This is a genomic window from Campylobacter sp. MIT 99-7217, assembly GCF_006864365.1.
Classification (GTDB): domain Bacteria; phylum Campylobacterota; class Campylobacteria; order Campylobacterales; family Campylobacteraceae; genus Campylobacter_D.
Genome location: NZ_QHLJ01000005.1, coordinates 48,010 through 61,576, shown reverse-complemented (window position 1 = coordinate 61,576; position 13,567 = coordinate 48,010). Strand labels below are relative to the sequence as shown.

The 13,567-nt window shown below is 35.1% G+C and carries 10 protein-coding genes and 1 pseudogene; 1 reads left to right on the top strand and 10 read right to left on the bottom strand.

The window, feature by feature from the left end; genetic code table 11:
• Positions 1–17: 17 nt before the first annotated feature.
• From fliD to DMB92_RS05470, 10 genes are all read right to left on the bottom strand, one after another.
• On the bottom strand, positions 18–2,213 hold the full coding sequence (gene fliD, locus DMB92_RS05515; RefSeq protein ID WP_142682062.1) for a flagellar filament capping protein FliD: 2,196 nt from the start codon (positions 2,211–2,213) through the stop codon (positions 18–20).
• Position 2,214: 1 nt separating this feature from the next.
• Positions 2,215–2,604 carry a flagellar protein FlaG gene (locus DMB92_RS05510; protein ID WP_142682061.1) on the bottom strand — a complete coding sequence of 130 codons (390 nt, stop codon included), beginning with the start codon at positions 2,602–2,604 and terminating at the stop codon, positions 2,215–2,217.
• 180 nt (positions 2,605–2,784) lie between these two features.
• A complete protein-coding gene (locus tag DMB92_RS05505) occupies positions 2,785–4,584 on the bottom strand; it encodes a menaquinone biosynthesis decarboxylase (protein WP_142682060.1) in 1,800 nt (599 codons plus the stop codon).
• A complete protein-coding gene (hemC, locus tag DMB92_RS05500) occupies positions 4,581–5,510 on the bottom strand; it encodes a hydroxymethylbilane synthase (protein WP_142682059.1) in 930 nt (309 codons plus the stop codon). The genes DMB92_RS05505 and hemC overlap by 4 nt, the downstream gene beginning before the upstream one ends.
• Before the next feature lie 3 nt (positions 5,511–5,513).
• The gene (locus DMB92_RS05495) at positions 5,514–5,915 is read right to left on the bottom strand and encodes an integral memnbrane protein (protein WP_185900168.1); all 402 of its coding nucleotides are present in this window, start codon (positions 5,913–5,915) and stop codon (positions 5,514–5,516) included.
• On the bottom strand, positions 5,912–7,633 hold the full coding sequence (locus tag DMB92_RS05490; RefSeq protein WP_142682058.1) for a proline--tRNA ligase: 1,722 nt from the start codon (positions 7,631–7,633) through the stop codon (positions 5,912–5,914). The genes DMB92_RS05495 and DMB92_RS05490 overlap by 4 nt, the downstream gene beginning before the upstream one ends.
• Positions 7,623–8,909, bottom strand: a complete 1,287-nt coding sequence (hemA, locus tag DMB92_RS05485; protein ID WP_142682057.1) for a glutamyl-tRNA reductase — start codon at positions 8,907–8,909, stop codon at positions 7,623–7,625. The genes DMB92_RS05490 and hemA overlap by 11 nt, the downstream gene beginning before the upstream one ends.
• Positions 8,909–9,817 (bottom strand): polyprenyl synthetase family protein, encoded by a 909-nt coding sequence (locus tag DMB92_RS05480; RefSeq protein ID WP_142682056.1) that lies wholly within the window; start codon positions 9,815–9,817, stop codon positions 8,909–8,911. The genes hemA and DMB92_RS05480 overlap by 1 nt, the downstream gene beginning before the upstream one ends.
• A gap of 10 nt (positions 9,818–9,827) precedes the next feature.
• Positions 9,828–10,268, bottom strand: a complete 441-nt coding sequence (locus tag DMB92_RS05475; RefSeq protein WP_409513397.1) for an exporting protein — start codon at positions 10,266–10,268, stop codon at positions 9,828–9,830.
• A 70-nt stretch (positions 10,269–10,338) separates the two neighbouring features.
• Positions 10,339–10,602 carry a DUF2018 family protein gene (locus DMB92_RS05470; RefSeq protein WP_142682054.1) on the bottom strand — a complete coding sequence of 88 codons (264 nt, stop codon included), beginning with the start codon at positions 10,600–10,602 and terminating at the stop codon, positions 10,339–10,341.
• A gap of 998 nt (positions 10,603–11,600) precedes the next feature.
• Here DMB92_RS05470 and DMB92_RS05465 point away from each other — a divergent pair.
• A pseudogene (locus DMB92_RS05465) lies at positions 11,601–13,433 on the top strand (DNA translocase FtsK); the annotation flags it as partial.
• Between the last annotated feature and the right edge of the window lie 134 nt (positions 13,434–13,567).

Here is a 13,567-nt window from a genome sequence, read left to right as displayed (position 1 = left end):
TACCTTTCCTTGCAATCTTAATTATTGTTGTTATTTGCTGCATTGATCATTTGAGTGATCGTATTGCTTTGAGTTTTAAGCTTAGAAATGATCAAATCATACTGCAACCATTGCAACTCCATACTTTCATATCTTGCATCAATACGCTCTTGAGTCTTTTTCTTCGTTTCATTTAAAGACTTAAGCTCGCTTGTGATCTGTTTATCTAAAAGAGTTAAGCTTCCCTCTTTATTTGATCTTGTACTTGTCATACCATCAAGAATAGTTGCAAGACTTGCAAAAACACCTGTTCCCTCTTCAAGACTTGGAGTAACTTTCTTTTCTTCTAAGCCTATCGCCTCTAAACTTGTTTTATCACCCTTGATTTCAAAATCAGATCCATTATCGCTGTTAAATTTAAGCAAATATTCTGTACCATTTGTTCCCATATTAACTTCTTGGATCTTAACCTTTAAATCTTCAATTTGAAAACTATTGATATGATCAAGTAAATTTCTTGCCCTTTCTGCAGCGTCTTTTCCACTAAGAACAAAATCTTGTCCATCTTTTGTCTTACTCAAATCATAGGTTTTATCATTAAAAACGATCTTAAATTCTTTTCCTGTGAAGTCCACATCTGTATCAAGCTTGACAGATTTACTTACAACATTGATATCCTCAAAGCCACTAACCCCTGCAAAGAATTTCTCAGCAAAATCGATATCATCTGATATTTTTGTATCAAATTTACTTTTGCTAAAGGACATAGTGCCTGACTCATTTAGCGTCAATCCAAAATCCTGCAAAGAAACCATAACCATAGCTGTTGAAGTTTTATCATTATCATCTTTAACGCTTCCTTCAATAGACTGGGTTTGAAAAATTGAGTTAATAATAGTCGATCTTATACTAGTAACCTGACTAACACCTTGCAAATCTCCAGCCACCTTAGTATCAGTATCATATTTAGTGTAAGTATCTAGTGTCGTCATTAAGTCATTGTATGCAGTTGCAAGCTCTTCCATTGCTGAACTAATGCCCTCAGTATCTTGCTTTACATCAAAGTTAATATCTCCTGTCTTCTTCAAAGTAAGAGCAAGACCTGCTCCAATGTCTTTAACTTCATTGCTTTGACGCACCATTTTAATACCATCAAGGGTAAATTCGGCATTTCTAGCATGCTTGATATGAAAATCATTGTTTGCATCATCTAAAGAATAATTCTTTGACACCTTCATACCAAGTGTATTTGCAAAAAAGTTACCTGTGGCACTATCGTTTTTATAAGTATTACTAGCGGTATCTAAAGTTCCTTCAAAGATCTTAGCAGAGCCACTAAAACTCATAGTTTGATCTGAACTTGAATAATTAAGCTTTACCTTACCATTTGTTGTTTGATTAACCCTATCGATAAGATCTTGATAAGTTTCATTTGCTGTAGCTGAAATCTCATAAGTTTGATTATCCGCAAAAAGTGTAAATTTAATATCAGAACCCAAAGGATCACTTAAATTTGCGACCTTATTTGTGCCATTTGCAACACTAAAACCCGAAAAGCTATCCTTTGCAAAATCATCGGTTTTAAAACTCCAACCTAGAGCATTTTGAAGTATGTTATCATCATCAGTAAAACTAATGGCACTATCAGTTCCTGTATTTTTACTCGAAATCGTTAAGCGATAAGGTGTATCAGCTTCTCCTGTATTGATAATCTTTGCTTGAATATCCCCATTACTTGCTGTAGCAATCCTCTCAGCCAAATCCTGAAAGGTAGTATTTGAATCAACACTAATTGTATATGTCTTACTACCTTGCGTAAGTGTAAATTTACCTGCATTTTGACTCTGAGCTAGCACAAGTTCTGTTCCTGCTTTGATGCCCTTACTTTGAAAAACATCTTTTTCGGCAATTTGACTTACACTTACACTTACATTTTGTAAAGCAACACCACTACTTGCAGTGAGCGAAGCAGCAGCACTATCACCCGTTACACTTGCAGTAACACTTCTTTTTGAAAAGGCTGTAGAATCTCCAAGTGTCTTAACCTGAGTTTGAAAGGCAGAAAGCTTGGTCTTGAGTTCAGTCAAAGCTTTTTGCTTAGCTGTATTTTTTTCAATGCTCGTTGTATAAAGATTAAGCTGTGAAGATTCTTCAGCTTTTTTTAACTTCTCTAAAGTGTCTTGTGTTAAAACATTTGAGCCTAAACCTAAGCTTCCTAATTGTCCCAATGCCATCTTAACTCTCCTGATTAAATAATAAACCCACAGCGTTTTTAAAATACTCTTGAAGTCTTATAGCTTCTTCGCTTGGTATTTGACGGATAACATCTCCTGTTTCATTATCAGTTACCTTAATATACAAGCCATTAAGCTCGCTACTAAAGCTAAAACTAATGTTTGCTTGCAAAGACTTCATTTGCTCATTAAGCTTTTGGCTTAACTCCTCAAGTTGCTCGCTTGAGCTAAGATCTTCCTGAGCATTACCAATCCCTGAAACTCTGGAAGAATCTTTATTACCCTCACTCAAAGAACTTTCTTGAGTAGGCTTTACTCCACTACTATCCACGCTAGTATTTTGCGTAGGGATAGAAGAATTTATGTTTAACGCGTTAATTTTCATTTCCATCTTAAAATCCTTTCTAATATGGTTTCTAAAATGCAAATCGACTAAACTTAAAAATAATGAAGTCTTTTTTATATTTTTTATAAAAAAATACTCATTTGCTTACAAGCAAAAAACATTCCTAAATTTAAAAACAAACAAAAACATTTATAAATTTTTGTTTGTTATCAAGAATATAAAAAATTAATAAAGCTCAAATTTCTTAAAAAGTATGGGATCTTTTTCTAAGATATTACGCAAGATAAGATCATCAATCACGCTTTTTGTGCAATCAGTTTGCAAGGGCCAAGTCCTAGTATAACCCTCAAGCTCGCCTTTTGCACTCGCATCAATGCCCACACAATGCTCACTAATAAAAATATCTCTTTGCGCATCGATATTATTTACCACACGCCAAACAAGCATGTAAGGATTTTCAAGGCAGTTTGTGCTGTCTAAAAATACCAAAATTTTAAAATGCTTTTTAAACTCAAGCAATTTTTCAAAACTTGTTTTTATCTTTTCTTTTTTATCTAGCAAAATGCAAGTTATAGGAGCTTTGCTCTCAGGATAAAACTGCTTTAAGGCTTTGATCTCAAGCTTTGAGCTAAAAAGCTCAAACAAGGCTTTGTCGCTGATTTTATCTATATCCTCGCTACTTTTTTCCCCACTTGCATCAAGTCCAGCCTTACCACCAAAACAAGCATTTGGAGAGGCATGATCAAGCTGATCGCAAATTCCGCTTGTAATGAGCAAATTTGAGGGTTTAAAACGATCTAAAATATAAGGGATTAAAGCTTCATAATCGTTTAAATTTGGTGCTTTCTCATCAACAAAAATGGCGTGTTTTACAAAGCTCATTTGCCCAACGCCCCAAAAAGCATGCATGATTTGCTGGGCATGAGCTGGGTATTTGGGTGCGATTTTAGCTAGGATAAGATTATGAAAGACTCCGTTTTCAGGCATTTTATAATCCAGCAAATCAGGAACGCTAGTTTGCAAAAGCGGTAAAAAAATCCTCTCCGTTCCAAGTCCCATGATCTTATCTTCTAAAGGTGGCTTACCCACGACGGTAGCTTGATAAATAGCATTTCTTTTAGCATAAATTTTTTCAACCCTCATCACAGGAAAAAGCTCAGCAGGCGTGTAAAAGCCTGTATGATCGCCAAAAGGTCCTTCGATCTTAAATTCATTCGTATCGATAAAGCCCTCGATCACGATATCACTATCCTTTGGCACGAAAATATCATTACTTTCGCATTTTACAAGCTTTGCGGGAGTTTTTTTGATAAAGCCAAAGAGCAAAAGCTCAAAAATTCCCTTTGGCAAAGGAGCTTGCGAACACCAAATGTAAAGCGGATCGCCTCCTATGGCTATGCTAACAGGCATTTTGCGTCCTGCTTTTTTGTATTCGTTAAAGAAATTTGCACCGTCTTTGTGGATTTGCCAGTGCATTAAAAGCTCGTTTTCACCGCTTACTTGCAGGCGATACATACCAAGATTATTTTGCGTATTATCAAGGCTTTTGGTATAAACTTGCCCCATAGTGATAAATTTGCCCCCATCCTTTTCCCAAGTCTTTAAAATAGGAAGTTCATTAAGGCTTTTAAGTTCTTTAAAAGTAAAATCGCCCTTGCCATTTAGCCTTTTTGGAGGGGCTTTTTTAAGGCTTAAAAGCATTTTGAAAAAATCAAATTTAGCCTTTAAACCTTGAGGGATATGAAGCTTGCTAAGCTGTTTGATCTCATCTGCAACCTCTTCATAAGATCTTGTTAGGGCTAAATTTAGGGCTTTTTCATTGCAAAAAGTGTTCATAAGCACGGGAAATTCATAGTTTTTATTTTCTTTTTTGCTTATGGGTTTGGTAAAAAGCAAGGCTTTGCCGTTTTCTCCCTTTTTTGCTTCTATGTAAGCTAAATGTGCGATTTCAAGATCGATATCTACAGGCTCTTCGATGATTTTTAGCAAATTATTTGCTTTTAAAATTTTGATAAAGCGTTTCATAGCATTGCCTCAGCTTTCTTTAAAAGCTCTTTTGCGCCCTTTGAAATGAGCTTGTTAGCCAAATTTAGCCCCGCATTTTCATAGTCCTTTTTCAAAATCACAAGCTCATCTTTTAAAATCTCACTCGCATCAGGAAGTCCTAAAATAGCCCTTATCTTGATCTTATCTTCTTTTAAGCTCGCATTTATGCCAATTGGCACTTGACAACCACCCTCTAAGGTCTCGATAAACTGCCTTTCTATATGCGTTTCTATCCTCGTAGCCTCATCATCAAGGCATTTTAAAAGCCCTAAAAGTTCAGCTTCATCAATGCTTTCTATGCCTAAAGCTCCTTGAGAAGCAGCAGGGATCATCTCTTCAAGGCTAAAATCATAGATGAAATTAACTTCTTTGTCAAGATTAAGGCGGTTAATGCCAGCACGCGCTAAAATAATCGCTTCAAATTCCTTATTTTTAAGCTTTTGAATGCGAGAATTAACATTTCCCCTTAAAGAAATGATATTTAAATCAGGTCTTAAAAGCAAAAGCTGCATTTTGCGTCTAAGGCTTGTCGTGCCTACTCTAGCACCCTTTGGCAGGGAAGCTAAGCTTTGAAATTCCATGCTAAGCATTGCATCATTTACTGCTTCTCTTTTAGAAACAGCAGCTAAAACAAGTCCTTTTGGGAAAAAACTTGGCACATCTTTTAGGCTATGAACAGCAATTTGAGCTTCATTTCTTAGCATACTTTCTTCAAGTTCCTTAGTAAAAAGCCCCTTGCCGCCGATCTTTGCAAGAGGACTATCTAAAAGCACATCGCCTTTTGTTTTAAAGCCTTCAAGTGTGATTTTTAAATTCTTATGCTCTTTTTGCAAACTTTCTTTGATAAATTCACTTTGCCACAAGGCTAAAGCACTTTTTCTAGTCGCGATGATGAGTTCTTTCATGATTTAATCCTTGATAATTTCTACATCGATGATTTCTTCATCTTTGTATTTTTGCTGAGAATTTGAAGTGTTGTTTGCCTTAAAAGCTTCTTTTTGCTGTGGTTTAAATTTTAAAATCAAGCAAAAAAGCAAAATCAAAAAAGCCACAAAAGAGCTTAAAACGCCCGGAATAATAAATAAAAAAGCACAAATGATAAAGCCAAATTGTGCAAACATTTCTTTAGGGCTTAGAATTTGAAACTCGAGCATATTCTTCCAAAAAATGGCGAGTAAAATCATACCTAAAGCCACACTTATCAAAAGAAAAATCAAAAAATTTCCAAAGCCAAAAGCATATATAAAAGCAATACTCATAAAAAGTTCAAATAAAAAAAATGGTAACAAAGAAAAGCGGTAAAAACTCATAAAATCTTAGCCTTTAATGCACTAGCTAGGCTTTGAATTTCATCTTTTTTAAAGCTTAAAAGCTCTTTTTGAAGTCCTTTTCTAGTGATAAATTCAAGCTCATTATTTTCAAAGCCCTTGCCTATAAGCAAGGCATAAGGAAAGCCCAAAAGCTCAAATTCGCTCATTTTCACGCCAAATCTTTCATTTCTATCATCAAAAAGCACTTCAATGCCTATTTTACAAAGCTCTTCATAGAGTTCATGAGCAAATTTAAGGGCTTGTTCATCTTTAGGATTTGAAAGGATCAGCTCTAAGCTAAAAGGTGCTAGGTTTTTGTTCCAGATAATGCCCCTTTCATCAAAGCTAGCCTCAACAGCCACTGCGACCAAGCGAGAAACGCCTATGCCATAACAACCCATGTAAAAAGGCTTGCTTTTGCCGTTTTCATCTAAGAAATTTGCATTCATAGCAGCTGAATATTTTTGCCCTAACTTAAAGATATGTCCTACTTCTATGCCCTTGTTTTTTTTAAGCTTGCCTCCGCATTTAACGCAGGTGTCGCCTTCTCTTACCTCGGCTAAGTCTTTAAATCTTTCTTGATTTAAATTCACCACATCAATGCCTATTAGATGATAATCCGTCTCGTTTGCTCCTAAAATCATCTGCCTTTCATTTTCAAGCTCTTTATCCACATAAAAATCAAGATCCTTTAAGCCGATAAATCCTATAAATCCGGGCTTCAAACCAGCTTTTAAAAGCTCATCTTCACTTGCATCAACAAGCTCAAGTGCCTTGCAAGTATTGCAAGCTTTGGTTGTTTGAAGCTCATCATCGCCCCTTACAAAAAAGACCACAAGCTTTTCTTTATCCTCATAAATCGCCTTTTTAACAACAGCTTTGATCGTGTAAAAAGCATTGATCTTAAAAAACTCGGCTAAATCTTTAATGGTTTTAATATTTGGCGTGTGAAATTTACTCGCGTAATTTGCCTGCGGACGCTCATCATCACAAATTCTTTTTGCACGCACAGCTGCTTCTATATTTGCAGCATAAGAGCAGTTTTCACACATCAAAATGTCATCTTCGCCATTTTGTGCCAAAACCATAAATTCTTTACTTCCACTTCCGCCAATAGCCCCACTATCAGCCTCAACAGCCCTAAAATCAAGCCCAAGCCTTGTGAAAATTTTGCTATAAGTTTCAAACATAAGCTCAAACTCACGGCTTAAATCCTGCTCATCAGCATGAAAGCTGTATCCGTCTTTCATCACAAACTCACGACATCTTAAAAGTCCAAAGCGAGGTCTTGCCTCATCGCGGAATTTAAGACCGATTTGATACAAATGCAAGGGCAGTTGCTTATAGCTTGTGATTTTGTTTTTTACTATGCTAAGCATGGCTTCTTCGTGCGTTGGACCTAGGACAAAATCATTTTCTTTTCTATCCTTAAAACGCAAAAGCTCCTTACCAAAGACATTATAACGCCCACTTTCTTGCCATAAATTTGCACTCGTTACGAAGCTAAGGCTGGTTTGCAAAGCACCTGCCTTATCCATTTCATCTTTTACAATGGCGGTGATTTTATCTAAAACCCTTTTTCCAAGAGGTAAAAAATTATAAAGTCCAGCGCCTATTTGCTCGATATATCCAGCACGAAGTAAAAAAATATGACTTGGCAAGCTCGCATCTTTTGGTGCTTCCTTTGTTGTCGGTGCGTAAAATTTGCTAAATTTCATTGTCATTCTCCAAAACTATCTCATCAAAATCCTCAAATTCGTCCTCAAGCTCAAAAACATAACGCAGGCTATCTAAGATGACCTCTCTTTGATCTTGCAAAGCTTTAAGTTTTTTGGTTGGGGCATGTAAAAAGGCTTTGAAAACTTGGTGTATAAGCTTTCTAGCTTCTTCTTCGTCTGATTTTTTTAAATAACCTTTTTTTAATGCGATTTCAAGCTGAGCGTTCGCACAATCCTTAGCTTTCAAGCGTAAAGCCTTGATGATAGGATTTAAAGCCTGATCGTTAAGGTATTTGAAAAAATCGCTCGTCATTGTGTTGATGATATTGTAAGCAATTTGAGCTTGTTTTTCCCTAAGAGCTAGATTTTTGCTCACCACTTCTTCAAGATCATCTACTGAAAAGACCTTAATACTCTTATCCTCGCTTAAATTTATATCCCTTGGAACAGCGATATCAAAAAAATACCTCGTAAAATCTCTTTTTTGCAAAAGCTCATCAGTGATGATGCACTGAAGCGAATTTGTGGCTGAGAAAAAAAGCTCATAGTGATTTAAGCATTCTTTTAAGCTACTGATATCTGCTGTTTTAACGCGTTCTCCTAGGCATTTGGCGAGGTTTTTTGCCTTGTCTAAATTTCTATTTAAAAGTAAGATTTTAGCTCCTGAATTTAGCAAATGCTTGCAAGCAAGCTCTCCCATTTCCCCAGCTCCTATGACTACAGCTTCTTTATCTTTTAAATCAAGAAGTTCCTTAGCCTTAGAAACGGCAACTGAGGCTATGGAGACAGGATTTTTAGAAATTTGCGTTTCGTTTCGAATGCTTGCAGCGCACTTAAAAGCAAAATGAATAGCCTGCCAAAGATTTACCCCGCTAAAATGCTGTTTATAGGCAAAATTAAAAGCATCTTTAAGCTGTCCGGCAATTTGCGTTTCACCCACAACAAGACTATCAAGTGAGCTAGCTACTGAAAAAAGATGATGAATAGCTCCAATATCTTCGAAAAAATCAGCCTTTTGAAACAAAACTTCCTTATCCACACCACACAACAAGGACAAAGAAGCGACGATATAATCAGCGATTTTTTCAAGCTCGCTAGCATAAACGAAAATTTCAATCCTATTGCAAGTGCTAAGCACAAAGCTTTCATCTATACTTGAGTTTGCATTTATGAGCCTTAAAAGCTCTTTTATGCGTGCTTCATCAGTGATAGAAAGCTTTTCTCTTAGGGTAATATCCGTGTTTTTATGCGTCCAGCTTACACAAAAATAATGCATTAAAAGTCCCTATCTACCATTTTACTAACGATTTCATTTAAAAAAGGACTTTGATATTTTTCTATGGCTTTTAAGGCTAAATTTGCATAGTTTTTAGCCTCTTGCAAGCTCTCATCTAGGCTTAAATTTAGCTTTTGTCTTAGCCAAGCAAGCTGGGTTGAATCTAGCTCTTTTTTAAATAAATTTTGAAGTTTTATTTTATCATTTTCATCTAGTTTTTGATATAAAAATATATAAGGAAGAGTGGTTTTTCCCTCCCTAAAATCGCTCATTGCAGGTTTTCCAAGCGTTTTTTCATCACTTCTTATATCTAAAATATCATCAACCATTTGAAAGGCTAAGCCCAAATTCTTGCCATAGTCTGCAAAATCTTGTGGCTCAAGCCCTACCAAAAAGGCCGCACTTTTTGCACTTGCTTCGATCAAAACGGCGGTTTTAAAATAAAGCATTTTAAGGTATTTTTCTTTATCCAAATTAAAACTTTTGCTTAAATTTATGTCCATCAATTCGCCTTTTGAAAGGCATAAAACAGCATTTGAAATGCTTTTTGCAAGCTCTTTATCAAAAGAACTAAGCTCAAAAAAGGCTTTAGAATACAAAATATCGCCCAGCATAATGGCATTTTTTGCTCCAAATTCAGCATTAATGCTTTTTGCCCCACGCCTTAAACTCGCTTCATCAATGACATCATCATGAAGCAAGCTTGCTAAATGAATAAGCTCGACAATAGCACAAAGCTTGTAAATTTCATTCCAAGTAGCACCGCTTGGGTTTTTTAAATTCGCTATGCTTAAGATGAGTTTGGTGCGTAGTTTTTTGCCAGATTTGATATGTGAAAACATCAACTTTGCGTCCTCATAATCAAGTTCATCAATGAAATTTAAAATGATCTTATCTACTTCTTGCAATTTTTGTCCTTTAATTTGCTGGTTTTGGCACTTGGCTTTCGTTAAAATTGATCATAGGCACGGTTTGATTGCTCTTAGGCGGCTCTTTTAAAGGGCTTTCAAGCTTTCTAGGATCAAGAAAATTAACCTGCAATCTTGAATCCTTATCCTCGATATAAACCCTAAATTTAGCCATTCCTTCCTTAAAATCACTAAATTCTAAGATCAATCTTGCCCTATCAATATGCGGATTTTTAAAATCAGGAATGAGAGTTTGTGTCGCCCAGTTGAGATTTCTTTTTAAAGATAACACAAATTGACGCGGAAATTTGCGGTATTTGCTATGAATAATAATCTTATTAGTATCCCAAAGTGTCCAATAAAAATCAAAATTTTGTTTCCTGTCTTCATAACCAAGCTCGGTAATTTCAACACTTGCTCTTTCATCTTTTTTAAGCTCAAAATCATAAATATGCTCAAAACTAGGAGTTGCTGCTTCTAAAAATAAAACAAGAAAGAAACAAAGACCTATAAATTTCAAATCAGCCCTCTTGCGTTAAAATCTTTGCGACCAGATCAATAAAAACATCGTCTTTTCTACCCTGTATCAAGGCATGATTGTGCATTTTGAAATTTTGAAATTCTTCCTCATCAATGCCCTTATGCTCAAAAAACTCAAGTAAGGCTAGATGCTCTGCAATAAAATCATCAAAAGCTTTTTCTACAGCAAAAGCGTTACCATTTTGTAAAATTTGTATAAATTTTTCTTTTGGACTTTGACTAAGCATTTCATCTAAAATATCCATGAATATCCTTATTAAATATTTATAAACCAAGATTATAAAATTTTATAAATTAAAAGCAAATTAAGTTCTTTAAGTTTAACTAGGAAAATTGATGAAATTTTATCAAACAGGACTTAGTTAAATTTTAAGAAACTTAGATATAATAACATTTTCATATAGTTGCGTAAAAAGGATATCCCATTAAAAAACAAGCTCTCTTTATTGTTTTTAATTTCATTATTTTTTATCTGTGTTTAGCTTCTTTAATGCCTGAAAGCGTTGGATTTTTAGGAACTTGGTTTTTTAAATTTAATGAATTTGTATTTGGAGATTTTGGATCTTACTATCCTTTTGCTCTTTTTGCTCTTAATTTTTTATATTACAAAAGGGGATTTAAGATTGAAAAAATTGCAAGACGAGAGTACTTAGGCATAGGCTTAAGCTGTCTTTCTAGTATGATATTATTTGCTATTTTAGGAAAAAATGCAGGTTATTTGCCCGAGTTTTTTTATATGATTTTTGGAGCAATATTTGGAAGAGTGGGAAGTGGTCTAATTTCACTTGCACTTTTGCTTTTTTCTATCGTCTTACTTTTCCCAAATTTCATTTATGAGGTCTTTAGAATTAAAGTTGATTTTGCTAGCTTTTTGCAATTTGAAAATATGATAAAAAACAAAATATATAGCTTTTTTGGTGGAGAAAAAGTTAGTACAGAAGAGCTTACAACCAAAATTCCAAGTCCTACTATCAAAGAAGATGAACTCTTGCAAGAAAAGGAAAACTCTCAAGTTGCCCAAGAACAAAATATTAAGAAAGAAAGCGATGAAGAAATACCTTTTCAAAAACCAAAAGAGGAAAAAAATCACGCTTTAAATGAAGAAATAAAAGAAACAAAAAAAGAAGAGGAAAAACCAAGTCAAAAAGATGATTTTTTTCAAGAATTTATTAGGAAAGCAAGTAAGGATCTTGAAGCTCAAAAAGAAGCTGAAAGAAAAGAACTTGAGCAAAGAGCAGCTGCAGACATCATACCTCCTCGCTTCTTAAAACCTAAAAATATAGATGAAATAAAACTCGAACTTTCTAGAAAAGAAAATTTTGATGAACCAAGTTATAAAAGAGCAAATATCAATCTTCATCAAAATGAGGATATAAAAGAACAAGAAACAAATTTAAATCAAGATAATTTCGAAATCCATGAACTTCATATCGAAAATACAGAAAAAGAGCAAGATTTTATCCCTATTGTTGAAGAACTTGATAAGATTAATTACACTCCAAAAACTATAAAGTTACAGGATTTACAAGCTGAATTTCAAAAAAAGCCCAAGCCTCAAAACATTGATCATGAAGATATTAAAGCTCCTAAACACAGCATTATACAAAAAGAGCTAAGCTCTAATAAAGCTTTGCTTGATGATATAGAAAAAGGAGAGCTTGAAAAGCCAAAGGATTTTAGCCTGCCTCCTCTTGATTTTTTACTAAGGCCTAGTGAAAACAGGGCTGAAATTGATGAGCAAGAAATAGATAAAAAAATTTATGATTTACTTGAAAAGCTTCGCCGTTTCAAAATAGGAGGCGATGTCATAAGCACTTATACAGGACCTGTGGTAACTACCTTTGAATTTCGTCCAAGTGCTGATGTAAAGGTAAGCCGTATTTTAAATTTACAAGATGATTTAGCTATGGCTTTAAGGGCTAAATCCATACGCATACAAGCGCCAATTCCGGGCAAAGATGTAGTGGGCATTGAGGTGCCAAATGAGCAAATTCAAACCATTTATTTAAGAGAGATCTTAGAAAGTGATAGCTTCAAAAAGGCAAAAAGCCCCCTTACCATAGCACTTGGCAAGGATATAGTGGGAAATGCCTTTGTAAGTGATCTTAAAAAATTACCCCACTTACTCATAGCTGGCACAACAGGAAGTGGTAAGAGTGTGGGCATTAATGCTATGCTTTTAAGCCTTCTTTATAGAAATAGCCCTAAAAATCTGCGTTTGATGATGATAGATCCAAAAATGCTTGAATTTAGCATTTACAATGAGATCCCTCATCTTCTAACCCCAGTGATTACTGAGGCTAAAAAGGCTATAACAGCTCTTTCAAATATGGTCGCTGAAATGGAACGCCGCTATAAACTCATGGCTGAAGCAAAGACTAAAAATATAGAAAATTACAATGAAAAGATGAAGGAGCAAGGCTTAGAGCAAATGCCCTTTATCGTGGTGATTATCGATGAGCTAGCGGATTTAATGATGACGGCAGGAAAGGATGTTGAGTTTTACATAGGGCGTTTGGCTCAAATGGCTAGGGCTAGTGGGATACATTTAATAGTAGCGACTCAACGCCCCTCAGTTGATGTGGTAACAGGGCTTATCAAGGCAAATTTACCAAGCCGTTTAGCTTATAAGGTGGGGCAAAAGATCGATAGTAAGGTAATCTTAGATACTATGGGAGCTGAGAGCTTGCTTGGCAGAGGAGATTGCTTATTTACACCACCTGGAACTAGTAATTTAGTCCGGCTTCACGCTCCTTTTGCAAGTGAGCTTGAGATAGAAAAAATAGTTGAGTTTTTAAAGGCCCAACAAGGGGTAAACTATGATGAGAGCTTTTTAAAAGATGAAAGCCCTGCTTCAAATTTAAGTCTAAGTTCAAGTGAAGATAGCAATTTAGGCGAGCTTTTTGAAGAGGCGAAGGCTGTCATCTTAGCAGATAGAAAAACAAGTATTTCTTATCTTCAAAGGCGTCTTAAAATAGGCTATAACCGAGCTGCTAATATCATAGAAGAACTAAGCAATCAAGGCTTTTTAAGCCAGCCTGATAGCAAGGGACAAAGAGAGATTTTACAAAAATAAATTAGGTTTTGAACACAAAATATTTTTCATTTTGTAAATTCATAGATGCTAAAAATTTATATTTTTGCATGAGAAGTTTTTAAATTAGCCTTAATACAAAAACAAAAATCCTAAGGAAAATTTACCCTTTTTCA

Coding starts and splice junctions, on each gene's coding strand:
- hemA (WP_142682057.1), bottom strand. CDS start 8,909: ATGCATTATTTTTGTGTAAGCTGGACGCATAAAAACACGGATATTACC.
- hemC (WP_142682059.1), bottom strand. CDS start 5,510: ATGAAAGAACTCATCATCGCGACTAGAAAAAGTGCTTTAGCCTTGTGG.
- fliD (WP_142682062.1), bottom strand. CDS start 2,213: ATGGCATTGGGACAATTAGGAAGCTTAGGTTTAGGCTCAAATGTTTTA.
- DMB92_RS05505 (WP_142682060.1), bottom strand. CDS start 4,584: ATGAAACGCTTTATCAAAATTTTAAAAGCAAATAATTTGCTAAAAATC.
- DMB92_RS05470 (WP_142682054.1), bottom strand. CDS start 10,602: ATGGATATTTTAGATGAAATGCTTAGTCAAAGTCCAAAAGAAAAATTT.
- DMB92_RS05510 (WP_142682061.1), bottom strand. CDS start 2,604: ATGGAAATGAAAATTAACGCGTTAAACATAAATTCTTCTATCCCTACG.
- DMB92_RS05490 (WP_142682058.1), bottom strand. CDS start 7,633: ATGAAATTTAGCAAATTTTACGCACCGACAACAAAGGAAGCACCAAAA.
- DMB92_RS05495 (WP_185900168.1), bottom strand. CDS start 5,915: ATGAGTTTTTACCGCTTTTCTTTGTTACCATTTTTTTTATTTGAACTT.